Origin of the sequence: Enterobacter sp. LM3, from assembly GCF_046622475.1 — a bacterium.
In the GTDB taxonomy this organism is placed as follows: domain Bacteria; phylum Pseudomonadota; class Gammaproteobacteria; order Enterobacterales; family Enterobacteriaceae; genus Enterobacter; species Enterobacter cloacae_P.
The window spans coordinates 157,127-176,040 of record NZ_JBJURN010000003.1 but is presented as its reverse complement, the minus strand read 5'-3'; the positions used below and the strand labels follow the sequence as shown (position 1 = coordinate 176,040).

Genomic DNA, 18,914 nt, shown 5'->3' with positions numbered 1-18,914 from the left:
ACTGAACCATGACCAGCCGATTCATGCTGATTTTTGCCGCGGTGAGTGGCTTTATTTTTGTCGCACTGGGTGCCTTTGGCGCGCATGTGTTAAGTAAATCTTTAGGGGTGGTAGAGATGGGCTGGATCCAGACCGGCCTTGAATATCAGGCGTTCCATACGCTGGCTATCTTTGGGCTGGCGGTAGCGATGCAGCGCCGTATCAGCATCTGGTTTTACTGGAGCAGCGTATTTCTGGCGCTGGGTACCGTGCTGTTTAGCGGTAGCCTGTACTGCCTTTCGCTCTCGCATTTGCGCCTGTGGGCGTTTGTTACACCTGTTGGTGGCGTCAGCTTCCTGGCAGGTTGGGTATTAATGTTTATCGGAGCTATCCGTCTGAAACGCAAGGGCGTTGTTCATGAATAAGGTTGTTTTATATTGTCGCCCGGGGTTTGAGAAAGAGTGCGCCGCGGAAATTACGGATAAAGCGGCGAAGCGCGAAGTCTTCGGTTTTGCACGCGTCAAAGAAAATGCGGGCTATGTGGTGTTCGAATGCTACCAGCCTGACGACGCGGATAAGCTGGTGCGTGAACTGCCGTTCAGCTCATTGATCTTCGCCCGCCAGATGTTTGTTGCAGGTGAACTGCTCAAAGATCTTCCGCCTGAAGACCGCATCACGCCGATTGTCGGGATGCTGCAGGGCGTGGTGGAGAAAGGGGGCGATCTGCGCGTTGAAGTGGCTGACACCAACGAAAGCAAAGAACTGATGAAGTTCTGCCGTAAGTTCACCGTACCACTGCGTGCAGCGCTGCGTGATGCGGGCGTGCTGACGAATTACGAGACGCCAAAACGTCCTGTCGTGCATATCTTCTTTATTGCACCTGGCTGTTGCTACACGGGCTACTCATACACGACCAACAACTCCCCGTTCTTTATGGGCATCCCGCGTTTGCGCTTCCCGGCAGATGCACCGAGCCGTTCAACGCTGAAGCTGGAAGAGGCATTTCACGTCTTTATCCCGGCTGATGAGTGGGACGAACGCCTGGCAAACGGCATGTACGCGGTCGATCTCGGTGCGTGTCCTGGCGGCTGGACGTATCAGCTGGTGAAACGCAACATGTGGGTTTCGTCTGTCGATAACGGCCCGATGGCACAAAGCCTGATGGATACCGGACAAGTGACCTGGCTGCGTGAAGATGGGTTCCGCTATCGTCCAAACCGCAACAATATCTCCTGGATGGTGTGCGATATGGTTGAGAAACCAGCGAAAGTGGCTGCACTGATGGCCTCCTGGCTGGTGAATGGCTGGTGTCGTGAGACTATCTTCAACCTTAAGTTGCCGATGAAAAAGCGTTATGAGGAAGTCTCTCAGAACCTGGCCTACATTCAGGCACAGATGGATGAACACGGTATTAACGTGGAAATTCAGGCACGTCAGCTTTATCACGACCGCGAAGAGGTGACGGTGCATATTCGTCGCTGGTGGGCTGCTGTCGGTGGGCGTCGCGACGAACGGTAGTTCCCCTTACCCCGGCCCTCTTCCCAAAAGGGTGAGGGAGAAAAGACAACACCGGGCAATCCCCTCTCCCCTATGGGGAGAGGGTGAGGGGCAACTAACGCTCTAACCTCAGTTGCTGCAAATTCCCGTCTAACTGTAAATCCGTCTGTAGTGTCGCCACATCCCGGCAGATAAACGCCATTTCTTTATGTGCCTCCAGCTTTTTGCGCCACTTTTCTGGTACGTCATCCAGCCGGGCATAAATTCCTTCCAGGCTCTGAAAATCCGTCAGAAGCTGTGCGGCACTCTTCGGCCCAATACCCGCCACCCCCGGAACCTTGGAGCTGCTTATCCCCGCAAGCCCCCAGTAATCGGGAAGTTGTTCAGGCGAGACGCCAAACTCACTGGCAATAAACGGTGCGTCCAGCCAGCGTTTTTGAAAGTAGTCGCGAATGCGGATAGTGGGTGAAAGTAGCTGGCAGTAGCCTTTATCGGTCGACACAATTGTGGCCTGATGCCCGGCGCTCGCCACCTTTACGGCAAGCGTAGCTGCCAGATCGTCGGCCTCATTGCCTTGAGCACCCCAGCAGGGGACACCGTGCTGTTCAAAGGCGGCGCGGATGGCGGGCATTTCAGCATGCAGATCGTCTGGCATGGGCGCGCGTCCGGCTTTGTAGTCGGGCAGGCGCTGGTGACGCCAGCCTGTATTGCGTGCTTCGTCGTCGAACACCGCGACGGCATGGGTCGGTTCGCTATGGCGGATAAGCAGCTCCAGTGCGTGCAGGCAGGTATCCTTACACGGCGTACCTTGCACCGCATGAATTCGGCGAATCAGGTTGAGGGCATCGACGATAAGCAAATGAACGGCCACAGATAATCTCCCTTCTGTTAATGCAGGAAGGGTAACACTGTCAGCAGTATGAAACTATGCGCGGCGGGGAAAACAGGAAGAAGCCTCGCAAAACGAGGCTTCCTGAGAGGCTTAATCGCAGGTGACGATCTTCATCGCCAGGCCACCGCGAGAGGTTTCGCGGTATTTGGCGTTCATATCTTTACCGGTTTCGTACATGGTTTCGATAACTTTATCGAGGCAGACGCGCGGTTCACTGGTACGGCGCAGCGCCATACGTGCCGCGTTTACCGCCTTCACCGAGGCGATAGCGTTACGCTCGATGCAAGGCACCTGCACCTGTCCTGCAACCGGGTCACAGGTCAACCCCAGGTTGTGTTCCATGCCGATTTCCGCTGCAATGCACACCTGAGCCGGGCTTGCCCCCAGCAGTTCTGCCAGACCTGCCGCAGCCATTGAACAGGCCACGCCCACTTCACCCTGACAGCCCACTTCCGCCCCGGAAATGGATGCGTTCATTTTGTACAGTGAACCAATCGCACTGGCGACCAGCATGTAACGTGCCAGAGAGTTCGCATTTACTTCACGAATAAACTTGTCGTAGTACGCCAGCACAGCCGGAACAATGCCGCAGGCACCGTTGGTTGGTGCTGTCACCACGCGGCCACCCGCAGCGTTCTCTTCGTTAACGGCCAGCGCGAACATGTTGATCCAGTCCACTACGGCCATCGGGTCAGTCGTCGTTTTGTCGGTGCTGACCAACATGCGGCGCAGTGCCGCCGCACGGCGTGGTACGCGAAGTTTACCCGGCAGAACACCCTCGGTGGTGATGCCGCGTTCAATACCGCTGCGCATCACTTCCCAGACGTTGGCAAAGTGCTGTTCAAGCTCTTCTTTGCTGTGCAATGCCAGTTCGTTTTTCATCATCAGGCCAGAGAGAGACAGACCTGTCTCCTGACAGTGACGCTGTAAATCCGCCGCGTTTTTATACGGATACGGTACCTCAACGGAGGAATTGTTCGTCTGACCAAAGTGGTCTTCGTCGACGATAAAACCGCCGCCGATGGAGTAGTAAGTCTGGCTGTAAATCGCCTTGTCGCCTGCCAGCGCGGTAATGCGCATGCCGTTTTCGTGCAGCGACAGGTTGTCGGCATGGAAATTCATGCACTGATCAACCGGGAACTCAACTTCATGCTCACCGTTTGCCAGCAGCAAACGACCATGCGTATTGACGTCCTGGATGAATCCCGGAATCGTATCAATATCAACGGTATCCGGCAGGTTTCCTGCCAGGCCCATGATAATGGCGATATCCGTATGGTGACCTTTACCGGTCAGGGAGAGAGAACCGTATACATCGACAACTACGCGGGTAACGTCGTGCAACATGCCGCGTGCAATCAAGTCATCCGTGAATTGTTTACCTGCTTTCATTGGTCCGACGGTGTGAGAGCTGGAAGGACCAATACCGATTTTGAAGATATCGAATACGCTAATCATGATGCGTCCATTGCTATCAGTCAGAGAGGAGGAGTGCGCCGCCCAGGGGCGGCGCAGGAGGTATTAGCTGAAGAGCGAGAAGAAAATGGCGGAGATGGCAATCAGACCCATAATCACAACGAATACGTTGCTGATATGGCCGCTGTATTTACGCATCGCAGGCACTTTCTGAATCGCGTACATCGGCATCAGGAACAGAATCATCGCGATAACCGGGCCGCCCAGGGTTTCAATCATACCCAGGATGCTTGGGTTCAGGGTGGCTACCGCCCAGGTGGTGACCAGCATGAACAGTGCAGTGATTTTGTTCAGTTTGTTGATTTCAATGCTCTTGCCTTTACCGCGCAGAGATTTAATCACCATACCGTTGAAACCTTCACGTGCGCCCAGGTAGTGGCCCAGGAAGGATTTGGTGATAGCGATAATCGCGATGATAGGTGCCATCCACGCAATCAACGGAGCGTTAAAGTGGTTTGCCAGGTAAGACAGAATAGAGATGTTCTGCTCTTTCGCCGCAACCAGATCTGTCGGGGAGAGGCTCAGTACGCAGCTGAAGACGAAGAACATCACGGTCAGCACCATCATGATGTGTGCACGTGCCAGGATGCTGGAACATTTCTTCTCTGCGCCATTGCCGTACTCTTCACGCTTCGCAACCGCGAAGGAGGAGATGATCGGGGAGTGGTTGAAGGAGAACACCATCACAGGGATTGCCAGCCACAGGGTCAACAGCAGGCCGTTACCGGTTGCGGATGCGCTGCTCAGGGACAGGGTTTCCAGTGCTGCACCGTTCCACTGCGGGATCAGGTAGCACGCCAGCACCATCAAGGCTGCCACAAACGGGAACACCAGAATGCTCATCGCTTTAACAATCATCTGCTCACCGAAGCGTACGATGGTCATCATACCGACGATCAGGATCAGAGACAGAATGGCACGCGGAGGTGGCGTCATGTGCAACTGGTGCAGCATGAAGCTCTCTACGGTGTTGGTGATTGCCACGCTATACACCAACAGGATTGGGTAAATTGCAAAGAAGTAGAGCAGGGTAATCAGTTTACCTGCGCCTACGCCAAAGTGTTCTTCAACAACTTCGGTGATGTCTTCACCCGGGTTTTTACCGGACAGCACGAAGCGGGTCAGACCGCGGTGTGCAAAGAAGGTCATCGGGAAGGCGATGATTGCCATGATGATCAGCGGAACCAAACCGCCGACACCTGCGTTAATAGGAAGGAATAGTACACCAGCGCCGATTGCTGTGCCGTAAAGGCCAAGCATCCACATGGTATCCGTTTTGCGCCAACCACTTCGGGATTCAATCGAAGCAACGGTGCTGGTTTGAGTGGTTTCCATCTGTATCTCCTGGAGGAAGCAAATTGTCAGGTTTCTAGTCTAATCCGATGAAAAAGGGCCTGACGGTAATATGAAATTCGTTCAGTGACGGTTTTTTAATAATTTTTGCCCGTAACTATTGGCGGGCGGAAAGATACATTTTAGTTATGAGTGTATCAGTGATCACGATCCCAAATGCAATAATCCACTTTTGATGTGGGCATCTTTAGACCATTTATCTATTAAAAAAACATCAAAGAGAATTTACGGGCGCGAAGGCTACCATTAACAACATGTGACCTGAAAGGCTGGCCAGTGAGATAGGCGTCTTACGCTGTAAAGAAATGGGATTTTAGGATTTTCTGGCAGATAATTTTGATTAAGGCTGATAATTTCCGGTTTGAAAAATGAGGTAATCGTTTGCGTATTGGCTGGTTTTGTAAATGACATAAGAGATATGCATCAGTTGTCAGGGAGTTATAAAGGAAATAAAAAAGCCGGATAGCGATCCGGCTTGAAAGGGTTTTGTGCTGATAGTCAGGTGCAGATTTCGTAGCAAGGAATATAGGCTGAACCCGGTAGCTTCATGCGGTGCTGGGCCACAAAGCCCTGCAGCATGTCATCCATGCGGCGCATCATCTCTCGATCGCCGTGAATTTTGTATGGGCCAAACTCCTCGATAGCGCGGATACCCATCTCTTTCACGTTACCTGCCACGATACCGGAGAAGGCGCGGCGCAGATCGGCTGCCAGAACCTCTACGGGTTGATCCGGATAGAGCTTCAGGTTGGCCATATTCTCGTGCGAAGGTTCGAACGGGATCTGCAGATCCGGCGCAATGCGGATTGACCAGTTAAAGCTGTAGGCATCGCCGGTGTCACGACGATTCTCTTTCACCAGTGGCATCGCTTTTTTCATCTGGCGTGCTACTTCTGCCGCATCGTCAATGATAATGCGATAGTGACGACGCGCAGCTTCACCCAGTGTATGCACGATAAACTCGTCCAGTACGCGGAAGTAGTCGGCACTCTCTTTCGGCCCGGTCAGGATCAGCGGCAGAACCTGATCTTTGTTGGCCGGGTTCATCAGGATCCCCAGCAGATAAAGCAGCTCTTCCGCCGTACCCACACCACCAGGGAAGATGATGATGCCGTGGGCGATACGGACAAACGCCTCAAGGCGTTTTTCGATATCCGGCATGATAATCAGCTCATTAACCAGTGGGTTAGGTGGTTCAGCTGCGATAATGGACGGTTCGGTCATACCGATAAAACGTCCCTCTTTATAGCGTTGCTGCGCGTGTCCCACCGCTGCACCTTTCATTGGCGCTTCCATCGCCCCCGGGCCGCAGCCGGTACAGATGTTCAGTTCGCGCAGACCAAGCTGAGTCCCCACCCGACGGGCATAGAGGTATTCGGTTTCATTAATGGAGTGACCACCCCAGCAGACAACCGTATTCGGCGCTTCGCCGACGTGCAGAGCGCGGGCATTACGTAAAATAGAGAACACCAGGTTGGTGATATGAACTGAGCTTTCCAGATCGAGATGCTGGAAGCGGTCGGCGTTGTGGATCTGCCCGTTAACAAACAGGATGTCACGCAGCACGGCAAACAGGTTGGCCTGCAGGGAACGAATAATGCGCCCGTCGACAAAGGCCTCTTCCGGCGGGTTGATGACCTCAAGTTTCACACCGCGCTCGCGGCGCAGCACGTTGATGTCAAAACTTTCGAAGCGGGACAGCAGTTCTTTACTGTTGTCCGTCAGACTACCGGAGTTCAGTACGGCAAGTGAACAGTTACGAAACAGTTGATAAAGATCGCTGCTGGCGGTGCGTTTAAGCATATCCACTTCCAGCTGCGACAACATATCCATTGAGCCAAGCGGGCTAATATGTGTAATCAAGTGAGCTCCTTACGGGACAATTTTCGTCTTTCCCTGTTGATTACAATAGCCCTGGCTTATGACGTTTCACAACCTAAAGCGCGGAATGAACCGCGCATATTTTCAAAAAAAATGTTACTGACGCACCAGACGTCCGGTAGCAGGCACAAAATCGGTATTGGTGCGCCACGGGTTGATATCCAGACCGCCACGGCGGGTGTAGCGCGCATAGACGCTCAGTTTTTCCGGGTGGCAGAAACGCTGAATGTCATTAAAGATGCGCTCCACGCACTGTTCGTGGAATTCGTTGTGATGGCGGAACGACACCAGGTAGCGCAGCAGCTTTTCCCGGTCAATTTTCGGGCCGCGATACTGAATCTGCACTGAGCCCCAGTCCGGCTGATGGGTGATCAGGCAGTTGGACTTCAACAGATGGCTGACCAGCGTCTCTTCGACCACTTTTCCGCTCGCTGCATTTTCGAGGTAATCGGCGCTGAATTCATAGTTAGCCACCTCTATGTCCTGATCGTCGATGCATGCACCGTTGAAGTGGGCAATAGGTTGCCCTTCCAGCTCATGCAGGCGATACAGTGAGACGGTCACCTTACCCTGCGCGCAGATGCTTAAATCCCGCTCCAGCGTGTGCTGGACATCTTCCCAACTGCGGAATTTTGTCTGGTTAAAGCTGTTGAGGTACAGCTTAAAGCTTTTAGATTCCACCAGGTTAAGACTGGCGTAATCCAGCTCAACGTGACCCACAGCGACCTGCGGCAGGCCGCGCTCGTTAAGCCAGGACAGTTCGTATAACGTCCAGATATCGCCGCCGACAAACGGCAGCGCGTCGGCGTGCAGACCCAGAGGATCGCGGTTCAGGCTGCGCGGTACGCCTTGCAACAGGCTTGCATCGTAGGTGTCGCGGTAATCGGTCGATTTACCCAGCGTTAAGCCCGTTAACGCCTGATGATTTTCGTAAGACATGTTTCATAGCCACTTTACAGGTACACTTATGGGCTGAGTTTATCCTGTCTTACAAGAAGAGAGAAATCGGTGGATATCGAAACTGCAAATGCCCTGACTACCTTCACGACCCGCTACTGCGATGCATGGCAAGAAAAGCAGGGGACGTGGCCGCAAAGTGCTGACTTATATGGTGTACCATCACCGTGCATTATCTCTTCTCTGGACGACCGCGTTATCTGGCAACCAAAACCCTTCACGGGCGAGCAAAATGTAAATGCGGTTGAACGCGCAATGGACATTGTGGTACAACCAGCGATTCATGCGTTTTACACCACGCAATTTGCAGGGGATATGGCCGCACGCTTTGCCGACATATCGCTGACCTTGCTGCAGACCTGGAGCGAAGACGATCTGCAGCGCGTTCAGGAAAACCTGATTGGCCATCTGGTCACGCAAAAACGCCTTAAGCTTTCTCCGACTCTCTTTATTGCCACGCTGGACAGTGAACTGGATGTTATCTCCGTCTGCAACCTGTCTGGTGAAGTGATCAAAGAGACTATCGGTACCCGCAACCGCGACACTCTTGCTCCTTCACTTGCGGATTTCCTTACCCGACTTGAGCCTCTTCTGTAATCCATGATGCTACTGTGCGTGTGAGAGATCTCTTACAAGGTTTGTGAGAGATTGCCGCATTCTTCAGTATTGTCTCAGAGAATTAAGAAAGCTATTGTCATATTTTTCAATGAATTAATTGTTTTTTGAGGCGTCTGGAGAGGTTTCTTGTGGCTTACCACGCTTACAGGGTGGGTTGTAAGACGAAGCGGAATAGCGGATTCTATCTCTGTCGACAGGATGCCGACACGAGAAACGAACATCAGGATGATGGCGTTTCTCACAAAGGACTCGTCAGGATGACGCTGCAGGAAGGCTTCAGGATGAAGCAAAGAGGATAGCGCAGGATGCGTAATGGACACCTCCAGGAAGGAGAACGAGAGCCGGTCAGGATGGTCGGTGGGTCAGGACGGCCAGGACGTTTCAGGATGAAACAGCACATCAGGATGATGTGAGCAGGATGCAAAAGGTTTACGGATGACCATGCCTTCGGGCCTCAGGAAAAGTTGTCACGGATGAGCAGGGAGCACAAATTGTAGCTGGAATGCTGCGGAACGAACCGGGAGCACTGTTTTTACAGTGCTCCCTTTTTTTATTTCTGCGTCCTGCAATGCTATGCTGCGCGCCGTTCAGTTTTTCAGTTGAGGTTACTATGACGCAACACGATAGCGTTCGTGCCCGGTTGCACGCCATCGAAGCACTATTGCGCCAACATCAGCTGTGGCAGGAGACCGCGCCGCAGCCAGAAGCGTTCGCAAGCACCCAGCCGTTTTGCCTGGATACGCTGGCACCGTTTGAGTGGCTCCAGTGGGTGTTAATTCCGCGCATGCACGCGCTGCTCGAAGGTGGCCACCCGCTGCCGCAGACGTTTGCTGTTTCGCCCTATTATGAAATGGCACTTGAGGCGACGCATCCTGCGCGCGACGTGATGCTGACTGAGTTAGAAAGGCTGGATGCACTGTTTGCCGGTGATGATGCATGATGCTTGAGATCCTCTATCAGGATGAGTGGCTGGTGGCGGTGAATAAACCGTCAGGCTGGCTGGTACACCGTAGCTGGCTGGATCGCGACGAGAAAGTGGTGGTGATGCAAACCGTGCGTGACCAGATTGGTCAGCATGTTTTTACCGCACACCGGCTGGACAGACCGACATCCGGCGTACTGTTGATGGGGCTTTCCAGCGAAGCGGGCCGCCTGTTGGCGCAGCAGTTTGAACAGCATCAGATCCAGAAACGCTACCACGCGATTGTGCGCGGCTGGCTGACGGAGACTGCCCGGCTTGATTATCCGCTGGTGGAAGAGCTGGACAAAATTGCCGATAAATTTGCCCGTGATGACAAAGGCCCGCAGCCCGCCGTGACGGATTATCGCGGCATGGCAACAACAGAAATGCCGGTGGCTACCAGTAAATTCCCCACCACCCGCTATAGTCTGGTTGAGCTTTTGCCCAAAACCGGGCGCAAACATCAGCTCCGCCGTCACCTGAAACATCTTCGCCATCCGATTATTGGCGACAGCAAGCACGGCGATCTGCGCCAGAACCGTAGCGCGGCAGAGCATTTTGGCTGCGATCGTCTGATGCTGCATGCAAGCGAACTGAGCCTGACACACCCGTTTACCGGCGAACCCCTGACCATTCGGGCAGGGCTGGACGACATCTGGATGCAGGCACTGTCACAGTTTGGCTGGCTGGGGCAACTCCCCGAAAATGAAAGGGTTGAGTTTGTACCGGGCAGCGTTCAGGATGAACAGCAAGCGCAATAATTAAGGGAACATAACATGGCTGAAGTTGGTATTTTTGTCGGCACGATGTACGGCAACTCGCTGCTGGTTGCTGAGGAGGCGGAAGCCATCCTTGCGAACCAGGGCCATAAAGCCACGGTCTATGAAGACCCGGAGCTTGCTGACTGGGAAAAGTACAAAGACAAATACATTCTGGTTGTGACCTCCACAACAGGCCAGGGCGATTTACCTGACAGCATCGTACCGCTTTTCCAGGGGATTAAAGACCAGCTCGGTTATCAGCCGGACGTTCACTACGGCATTATCGCCCTCGGTGACAGCTCCTATGCCAATTTTTGTGGCGGCGGTAAGCAGTTTGACGCGCTTTTGCAGGAACAGAGTGCCCAGCGCGTTGGCGACATGTTGCTGATTGATGCCGGTGAACATCCGGAGCCAGAAAGTGAATCGAATCCGTGGGTTGAGCACTGGGCGACCTTGCTGAAATAACGCCCCGCATGAACCGTTGGCCGGGTCAGGTGTCGCCGCCGCCCGGCAACGAACCCCAATTCCATGAAGTCTCTTCCTGCGCGTTGGGCTTATGCCCTAAACAACCTCTCATCATCACCGCAATGTTGTGTTCCTGCACGGTGAGAACATCACTCCCTCCGACATATACTTTTCCCCTCCATGACCAAAAGGGCAGTGCAGATATATGCTTAATGCAGTGAGTATGCGTAAGGGTGACCTATGAAAATTGTGATCGCGCCGGACTCATATAAGGAAAGTTTGAGTGCTCCTGAGGTTGCGACGGCGATAGAACGCGGCTTTCGCGAGATTTTTCCTTCGGCGCACTACGTCAAACTGCCGGTTGCTGATGGTGGCGAAGGTACGGTAGAGGCGATGGTCGCGGCAACTCAGGGGCGAATAGTTCATGTCCCGGTGACCGGCCCGCTGGGTGAGCGCGTGGACGGGTTTTATGGATTATCCGGCGACGGGCAGCACGCATTTATTGAGATGGCGGCGGCGAGCGGCCTGGCGCTGGTCGCGCCTTCGCAACGTAACCCATTGAAAACCACCTCATGGGGAACCGGCGAGCTTATTTGTCATGCACTGGATGTTGGTGTGAAACATATCATTATCGGCATTGGTGGCAGTGCAACCAATGACGGTGGTGCGGGTATGGTGCAGGCGCTGGGGGCAAAACTGCTTGATGCCAAAGCGCAACGCATTGGGCCTGGTGGCGGCGAATTGTCACGGCTGACGCATATCGATCTGAGCGAGATGGACAACCGTCTGGCTGATTGCCGGATTGAGGTGGCCTGTGATGTGACCAATCCGCTCATCGGCGAAGAGGGCGCGTCAACGGTGTTTGGGCCACAGAAGGGAGCCACGCCGGAGATGGTCGTCACCCTGGACAACGCGCTTGCCCACTACGCGCGGGTTATTGCCCGGGATCTGAGTATTGATGTGACAAACCTCGCCGGTGGCGGGGCGGCTGGCGGAATGGGGGCGGCACTGTACGCCTTTTGTGGCGCTCAGTTGCGCCAGGGCATCGACATTGTCACGGATGCGTTGCACCTGGCGGATCAGGTCGCCGATGCGGATCTGGTTATCACGGGTGAAGGGCGTATTGACAGCCAGACTATCCACGGCAAAGTGCCTGTCGGCGTGGCGAGAGTCGCCAAACGCTACAACAAACCGGTTATTGGTATTGCGGGTAGTCTGACGGCGGATGTCGGCGTGGTGCATGAACACGGTATCGACGCGGTGTTTAGCGTGCTTTATACCATTTGTTCGCTGGAAGATGCGCTGGATAATGCCAGCGAGAATGTGCAGCTGGCGGCGAGGAATATTGCGGCGGTGCTGAAAGTGGGACAGGGGTTGAAACGCTGAATGCCGGGTCAGGCGACGTCGCCACCCGGCAATGGTTCTAGTTTCCCAATAACTTCATCGCTTCCCGCGTCACATTATCCATCTCATCCAGCAGTTCCAGAAACTCCGGTTCAAGCTCCGATTCTGGCATGCCAGCTCGTAGCTGTTGCTCCAGCAACTGGCAGAGATTTTTCAGCCGTGGTACCCCGCTGTAGCCGCAGCTGCCGTGCAGCTTGTGGATGGCCTCCAGCAGATCCTCCGGGTTCTCTCCCACCAGTTGTTCTTCAATCTTATTCCGAATTTCCGGCAGGAACGCGACCAGCATTTGCAGCATTTCACGGGCTAAATCGGCCTTCCCGGCCGCCTGGCGTAGCGCAAGCTGCCAGTCAAAAGTGGCATTATGGTTGATGTTGATCTCAACCGGTTCGGCAGAAACGGTATACGTCCCGCTGATATGTCCCGGTTTATAGCGCAGCAACAGGTTGTGCAGCTTTTCTTCGTCAATCGGTTTTGCCAGATAATCATTCATTCCGGCGCTCAGAAGTTTCTCTTTCTGACCGGCCATCGCATGTGCTGTCACGGCAATGACCGGGGTTTGCTGCTGGTGCGGGAGCTGGTGTATCAGCTCACAGGCGCGAATACCGTCCATACCTGGCATCTGAATATCCATCAGAATTAAGTCGAACTGCATCTGTTTAGCCTGTTCGACCGCCTGAGCACCGCTGGCACACAGTTCAACGTGCTGAACCTGATCCTCAAGCAGTACACCTATCAGCTTCAGGTTGGCCGGATTATCATCCACCGCCATGACGCTCATCGGCAGCTTTTGTTCATCGTCAATCAGCGGCACGGCATGCTGGCTCAGGCGACAATACTCCGTGAGTGCTGGCAGCAAGCGTGTGGCGGTGAGTGGCTTAAGCAGGCAGGCGGCCGCTCCGTCATTTTTCAACTCTTCCGCGTTGATTTGGGCATGACACGGCAGGGCAAGCAGCAGGTAATCGGTCATTGATGCAGCTTTCGCCAGGCGCTCCTGTTGCATCGTGAGTTCGCCGGTAAAGGTGACCGGGACCCCCATCAGCAAAATATCGTAATGCTCGACGGCCAGTGCAGAGAACGTTGGGCTGTAGACAACCTCCAGCGGCGTGGTGCTTAAAATATCCAGCGTACACTGTGCCGCCGCTGCGTTAGGCTCAACATAGGCCAGACGCATTCCTTTCAGGCAATCCGTCACCGGGATATCTGTCAATACGTTCGGATTGAGGTCCAGGCTAATATGGAACCAGAAGGTTGACCCACGGTTTGGCTGACTGTGGAAAGAGATATCTCCGCCCATCTCTTTCACCAGTTTTTGTGTGATCACCAGCCCCAGACCCGTACCGCCGTGGCGGCGGGAAATGCTCGCATCTGCCTGACGGAACGCCTGGAACAGACGCGACTGGTCGCGCTCCGGAATACCGATACCCGTATCGCGGATCTGAACTTCAATCTGTACCTTGTTATTACTGAGCGCCCGTTTTTCGACCAGAATGTCGATGTTGCCGCTTTCAGTAAACTTGATGGCGTTACCCACCAGATTGGTGATGACCTGTTGCAGACGCAGCGGGTCACCAATGACGTTATCCGGCACGTCGTTCTTGATATTGAGCGTCAGCTCCAGCCCTTTGTCGTGTGATGAGTGGGCGAGCAGCGTCACCACTTCATCGAGCGTACTGCGCAGCGGGAAGGGAATGCTCTCCAGAAGCAGCTTACCGGCTTCCAGCTTGGAGAAGTCCAGCACGTCGTTGATGATAGCCAGCAGGTTATTGGCCGAGCGTTCAATGGTGTGCAGGTGATCGCGCTGGGTTGGGTTAAGCTCGCTTTTCAGCGTCAGGCGGGTAAAGCCGATCACGCCATTTAGCGGCGTGCGCAGCTCGTGCGACATATTTGCCAGGAATTCAGATTTAATGCGCGCCGCTTCCTGGGCGCGTTTTTTCGCCAGATCCAGCTCGACGTTCTGAATCTCCATCTGCTCCAGCGTTTCACGCAGATCGGAGGTGGCCTGGTCGACGTTATGCTGCATCTCCTCGTGGTATGCCGCCAGCGACATTGCCATCGAGTTAATGCCGTTTTTCAGCATATCCAGTTCGCCCAGCATAAATCCTTCCACACGACTGTCGAGCTGGCCCCGCCGGATGCGGTCAACGGTGTTGACCATATTACGGATTGGCCCCGTGACGTCGCGCATCAGTCGCCAGCCAAAGATTAGCGCAATACCGATACAGAACAGCATCATCACGCCGGAGATAAAAATCTCTTTGTACTGCTGCAGCCGTACAGACTTGAGATCCAGCTCCAGCGCCACATATCCCAGCATATTATTGGTGGATTTGGCGTCGGACTGGGCAGACTCATCAGGGGAGTAACTTTCCGAGATAATAGGCGTGCGCAGGATCATGATATCGCCATGCCGCATTACGCTGAGATTGCGCGGGAACGGCGTACCGTCCGGGATTTTCAGTTCCGCAGGGTCGAGATGAAAATTCGAGGTTACGAACAGGCGGTTATGCTCATCGTAAACGGAAATGGCGCGCACGATCTCCGAGTGTCGACGATGCAACACACTGATTAACTGACCAATAGATTCGCGGTTTTGCAGGTTCATCCCGTACTCACTGGAGACGGCCAGCGGTTCAATAATGCTGGCTCCGGCATCTTCCAGTTGTCGCTGCAAATCGTTATAGCGATGCACCACAAAGAAGATACTCAGCAGCAAACCGATAAGTACGGTGGGGGCGAGGATCAAAATCATCATGCGTGCACGCAGGCTGTAGTTGGTCATGGCGTTCCGTTATGGGACAATTAGGGTCACTAAATTTATTTGAGAACAATCTCAGCGATGGCGCAATTCTACTCTGCAAAGCGACGCGTGACGACGCGTCAGATCATAACTGTTGAAGCCACAGACCTCGATCCCTTTGGTCAGGGGGTTGCGCGTCATAATGGTAAAGCATTGTTTATAACAGGTTTGCTGCCAACAGAACGAGCAGAAATTACGCTGACGGAAGATAAGCGCCAGTACGCGCGTGGCCAGGTGAAGCGCCGACTGAGTGATAGCCCTGAACGCGTGGTGCCGCGCTGCCCGCATTTTGGCGTCTGTGGCGGCTGTCAGCAACAGCATGCCAGCGTAGGTTTACAGCAAAAAAGTAAAAGTAGCGCACTGGCGCGCCTGCTTAAGCATGAGGTTAACGAGATTATCGCCGACCAGCCCTGGGGTTACCGCCGTCGCGCCCGTCTGAGCCTCAGCTATCAGCCAAAAACCGGGCGGCTGGAGATGGGGTTTCGCAAGGCCAGCTCCAGCGATATCGTCGATATCAGGCAGTGCCCCATTTTGGTGCCCCATCTTGAGGCGTTGCTCCCGGAAGTGCGCACCTGTCTGTCTGAGCTGGATGGGGTTCGTCACCTCGGACACGTTGAACTGGTTCAGGCAAACAATGGCCCGCTGATGGTGCTGCGCCATACCGCGCCACTGTCGAAAAAAGACCGTGAAAAACTGGAACGCTTTTCGCATTCCCACGAGCTGGCGCTTTTCCTCGCCCCACAAAGCGAGATACTAGAACAGGTTACAGGAGATGCGCCCTGGTATGCGTCAAACGGGCTACGCTTAACGTTCAGCCCGCGGGATTTCATCCAGGTAAATGATGGCGTGAATCAGAAGATGATTGAACAGGCGTTGTCATGGCTGGATGTACAAAAGAGTGACCGGGTGCTCGATCTGTTCTGCGGTATGGGGAATTTCACGCTGCCATTGGCTCAGAAAGCGGCAAGTGTGGTGGGGGTAGAAGGTGTTGAGGCGCTGGTTGCCAAAGGGCAAGAAAATGCCCGACAGAACGGTTTGCAAAATGTGACATTTTTTCACCAAAATCTTGAGGAAGATGTCACTCAGCAGCCGTGGGCAACGCAGGGTTTCGACAAAATTCTGCTCGACCCGGCCCGGGCAGGCGCACCTGGCGTGATGCAACATATTATTAAACTCGCGCCGAAGCGTGTGGTCTATGTTTCCTGTAACCCGGCAACGCTTGCGCGGGATAGTGAGGCATTAATCAGCGCGGGTTACCAGATTCAGCGTCTGGCAATGCTGGACATGTTCCCGCACACTGGGCATCTGGAATCAATGGTGTTGTTTGAGCATATAGATACACTAAATAATTCGAGTTGCAGGACAAAACGCTCTAGCGTTTTGAACAGCGCTTGCGCTGGCCCCGAAGGGGCGAGGCCGCAGGCCGAGTAACGCGGCAAACGAATGAATCACCAGGAGCTTACATAAGTAAGTGACTGGGGTGAGTGAGTGCAGCCAACGCACATGCAGCTTGAAGTATGACGGGTATAATTAGTTTGGCTTGTCGACTTCGACAGGCCCAGGTCCCTAAAGGAGAGGACAATGGTTGCGGTAAGAAGTGCACATCTCAATAAAGCTGGGGAGTTTGACCCACAAAAATGGATCGCAAGTCTGGGGATTTCCAGCCAGCAGTCGTGTGAACGCTTAACCGAAACCTGGGCCTATTGTCTACGCACCACACAGGGGCATCCGGACGCTGATTTGCTGTTGTGGCGCGGCGTGGAGATGGTCGAAATTTTATCCATGCTGAACATGGATATCGAAACGCTGCAGGCCGCGCTTCTGTTCCCATTAGCCGATGCTGATGTGGTCACTGAAGATGTACTGCGAGAAAGCGTCGGTAAATCTGTCGTCGCGTTGATCCACGGCGTGCGCGATATGGCAGCCATCCGCCAGCTTAAGGCTGCGCACACTGATTCCGTCTCTTCAGAACAGGTCGATAACGTTCGCCGCATGCTGCTGGCAATGGTGGATGACTTCCGCTGCGTGGTTATCAAGCTTGCCGAGCGAATTGCGCACCTGCGTGAAGTGAAGGATGCACCTGAAGACGAGCGCGTACTGGCTGCCAAAGAGTGTACAAACATCTATGCGCCACTGGCGAACCGCTTAGGGATCGGGCAGCTGAAATGGGAGCTGGAAGATTACTGTTTCCGCTACCTGCACCCGGCAGAATATAAGCGCATTGCTAAACTGCTGCATGAACGCCGTATTGACCGCGAACACTATATCGATGAGTTTGTCGGCGGACTGCGTCTGGCGATGAAAGAAGAGAATGTGCGCGCCGAAGTCTATGGTCGACCAAAACACATCTACAGTATCTGGCGCAAAATGCAGAAGAAACATCTCGCCTTCGACGAGCTGTTCGACGTGCGTGCGGTGCGCATCGTGGCGGAACGTCTGCAGGACTGCTACGCCGCGCTGGGGATAGTGCATACTCACTTCCGCCACCTGCCGGATGAGTTCGATGACTATGTCGCGAACCCGAAACCTAACGGCTACCAGTCTATTCATACCGTTGTGCTCGGCCCTGGCGGCAAAACGGTTGAAATTCAGATCCGCACCAAACAGATGCACGAAGACGCCGAGCTGGGCGTGGCCGCGCACTGGAAATACAAAGAGGGTACCTCTGGCGGGGCACGATCTGGTCATGAAGATCGTATCGCCTGGCTGCGTAAGCTGATTGCGTGGCAGGAAGAGATGGCCGATTCTGGCGAGATGCTCGACGAAGTGCGTAGCCAGGTCTTCGATGACCGGGTATACGTCTTTACGCCGAAAGGCGATGTTGTCGACCTGCCTGCTGGTTCAACACCGCTCGACTTTGCCTACCACATTCACAGTGATGTGGGGCACCGCTGCATTGGCGCGAAGATTGGCGGGCGAATTGTGCCGTTCACCTATCAGCTGCAGATGGGCGACCAGATTGAAATCATCACCCAGAAACAGCCAAACCCAAGCCGGGACTGGCTGAACCCGAACCTGGGTTATGTCACCACCAGCCGCGGGCGCTCCAAAATTCATGCCTGGTTCCGCAAGCAGGATCGTGACAAGAATATCCTTGCCGGTCGCCAGATCCTGGACGACGAGCTGGAACATATCGGGATTAGCCTCAAAGAAGCCGAAAAACATCTGCTGCCGCGTTACAACTTCAATGAGCTTGATGAGCTGTTAGCGGCCATTGGTGGCGGTGATATCCGTCTGAATCAGATGGTGAATTTCCTGCAGGCGCAGTTTAACAAGCCAAGTGCGGCAGAACAGGATGCGGCCGCGCTGAAACAGCTTCAGCAAAAAAACTATGCACCGCAGCAGCGCAGCAAAGACAACGGTCGCGTGGTTGTGGAAGGCGTGGGCAATCTGATGCACCACATTGCCCGCTGCTGCCAGCCGATTCCGGGAGACGATATCGTCGGCTTTATCACGCAGGGGCGTGGGATCTCAATTCACCGTTCTGACTGTGATCAGCTTGCTGAGCTGCAGTCGCATGCGCCGGAGCGTATCGTGGAAGCGGTCTGGGGAGAAAGCTACTCCTCCGGTTACTCGCTGGTGGTGCGCGTTACCGCTAACGACCGTAGCGGCTTGCTGCGCGATATCACGACCATTCTTGCCAACGAGAAAGTTAACGTGCTGGGCGTTGCCAGCCGCAGCGATACCCGCGAACAGCTTGCCACCATCGATATGACCATCGAAATCTATAACCTGCAGGTGCTGGGCCGCGTGCTTGGCAAACTGAACCAGGTGCCGGATGTGATTGACGCACGTCGCCTGCACGGCGGTTAAGCGCCCTCTTCGACAGGCCGGGTCAGGCGCAGCCGCCACCCGGCATTTCTTTTTTTCATC

15 protein-coding genes are annotated in these 18,914 nt (G+C 54.2%); 9 read left to right on the top strand and 6 right to left on the bottom strand.

The genetic code is table 11. From position 1 onward, the window contains the following. Positions 1 to 8 precede the first annotated feature (8 nt). Together ACJ9N4_RS04950 and rlmM are read left to right on the top strand one after the other, a co-directional pair. Positions 9 to 404 (top strand): DUF423 domain-containing protein, encoded by a 396-nt coding sequence (locus ACJ9N4_RS04950; RefSeq protein ID WP_411500299.1) that lies wholly within the window; start codon positions 9 to 11, stop codon positions 402 to 404. Beyond that, positions 397 to 1,497 carry a 23S rRNA (cytidine(2498)-2'-O)-methyltransferase RlmM gene (gene rlmM, locus ACJ9N4_RS04945; protein WP_182272493.1) on the top strand — a complete coding sequence of 367 codons (1,101 nt, stop codon included), beginning with the start codon at positions 397 to 399 and terminating at the stop codon, positions 1,495 to 1,497. The genes ACJ9N4_RS04950 and rlmM overlap by 8 nt, the downstream gene beginning before the upstream one ends. 94 nt (positions 1,498 to 1,591) lie before the next feature. Here rlmM and xni read toward each other — a convergent pair whose 3' ends face one another. From xni to queF, 5 genes are all read right to left on the bottom strand, one after another. Next, on the bottom strand, positions 1,592 to 2,347 hold the full coding sequence (gene xni / locus ACJ9N4_RS04940; RefSeq protein ID WP_182918877.1) for a flap endonuclease Xni: 756 nt from the start codon (positions 2,345 to 2,347) through the stop codon (positions 1,592 to 1,594). A 111-nt stretch (positions 2,348 to 2,458) separates the two neighbouring features. After that, the gene (gene sdaB, locus ACJ9N4_RS04935) at positions 2,459 to 3,826 is read right to left on the bottom strand and encodes an L-serine ammonia-lyase II (protein ID WP_182918876.1); all 1,368 of its coding nucleotides are present in this window, start codon (positions 3,824 to 3,826) and stop codon (positions 2,459 to 2,461) included. Positions 3,827 to 3,889: 63 nt separating this feature from the next. Beyond that, positions 3,890 to 5,179, bottom strand: coding sequence for an HAAAP family serine/threonine permease (locus ACJ9N4_RS04930; protein WP_182272489.1), 1,290 nt, complete (start codon positions 5,177 to 5,179; stop codon positions 3,890 to 3,892). 516 nt (positions 5,180 to 5,695) lie between these two features. Beyond that, positions 5,696 to 7,060 carry a nucleotide 5'-monophosphate nucleosidase PpnN gene (ppnN, locus tag ACJ9N4_RS04925; RefSeq protein ID WP_182272488.1) on the bottom strand — a complete coding sequence of 455 codons (1,365 nt, stop codon included), beginning with the start codon at positions 7,058 to 7,060 and terminating at the stop codon, positions 5,696 to 5,698. A 114-nt stretch (positions 7,061 to 7,174) separates the two neighbouring features. Next, positions 7,175 to 8,017 (bottom strand): NADPH-dependent 7-cyano-7-deazaguanine reductase QueF, encoded by an 843-nt coding sequence (queF, locus tag ACJ9N4_RS04920; protein WP_411500298.1) that lies wholly within the window; start codon positions 8,015 to 8,017, stop codon positions 7,175 to 7,177. A gap of 69 nt (positions 8,018 to 8,086) precedes the next feature. Here queF and syd point away from each other — a divergent pair, with 69 nt between their 5' ends. From syd to ACJ9N4_RS04895, 5 genes are all read left to right on the top strand, one after another. Continuing rightward, a complete protein-coding gene (gene syd, locus ACJ9N4_RS04915; RefSeq protein ID WP_182918874.1) occupies positions 8,087 to 8,632 on the top strand; it encodes a SecY-interacting protein in 546 nt (181 codons plus the stop codon). Between the two features lie 631 nt (positions 8,633 to 9,263). After that, a complete protein-coding gene (locus ACJ9N4_RS04910; protein ID WP_411500297.1) occupies positions 9,264 to 9,593 on the top strand; it encodes a YqcC family protein in 330 nt (109 codons plus the stop codon). Beyond that, entirely contained in the window at positions 9,593 to 10,375 is a 783-nt protein-coding gene (truC, locus tag ACJ9N4_RS04905) for a tRNA pseudouridine(65) synthase TruC (RefSeq protein WP_182920060.1), read from the top strand. The genes ACJ9N4_RS04910 and truC overlap by 1 nt, the downstream gene beginning before the upstream one ends. A gap of 15 nt (positions 10,376 to 10,390) precedes the next feature. After that, positions 10,391 to 10,840, top strand: coding sequence for a flavodoxin (locus ACJ9N4_RS04900; RefSeq protein ID WP_182272484.1), 450 nt, complete (start codon positions 10,391 to 10,393; stop codon positions 10,838 to 10,840). A 240-nt stretch (positions 10,841 to 11,080) separates the two neighbouring features. Further along, entirely contained in the window at positions 11,081 to 12,226 is a 1,146-nt protein-coding gene (locus tag ACJ9N4_RS04895; protein ID WP_182918872.1) for a glycerate kinase, read from the top strand. A gap of 37 nt (positions 12,227 to 12,263) precedes the next feature. Here the strand turns inward: ACJ9N4_RS04895 and barA are convergent, their stop codons facing one another. Beyond that, on the bottom strand, positions 12,264 to 15,023 hold the full coding sequence (gene barA / locus ACJ9N4_RS04890) for a two-component sensor histidine kinase BarA (RefSeq protein WP_182272482.1): 2,760 nt from the start codon (positions 15,021 to 15,023) through the stop codon (positions 12,264 to 12,266). Positions 15,024 to 15,080: 57 nt separating this feature from the next. Here barA and rlmD point away from each other — a divergent pair, with 57 nt between their 5' ends. Both rlmD and relA read left to right on the top strand, forming a co-directional pair. After that, a complete protein-coding gene (gene rlmD / locus ACJ9N4_RS04885; protein ID WP_411500296.1) occupies positions 15,081 to 16,472 on the top strand; it encodes a 23S rRNA (uracil(1939)-C(5))-methyltransferase RlmD in 1,392 nt (463 codons plus the stop codon). Positions 16,473 to 16,622: 150 nt separating this feature from the next. Beyond that, positions 16,623 to 18,854, top strand: coding sequence for a GTP diphosphokinase (gene relA, locus ACJ9N4_RS04880; RefSeq protein ID WP_182272481.1), 2,232 nt, complete (start codon positions 16,623 to 16,625; stop codon positions 18,852 to 18,854). The last annotated feature ends 60 nt before the right edge of the window (positions 18,855 to 18,914 follow it).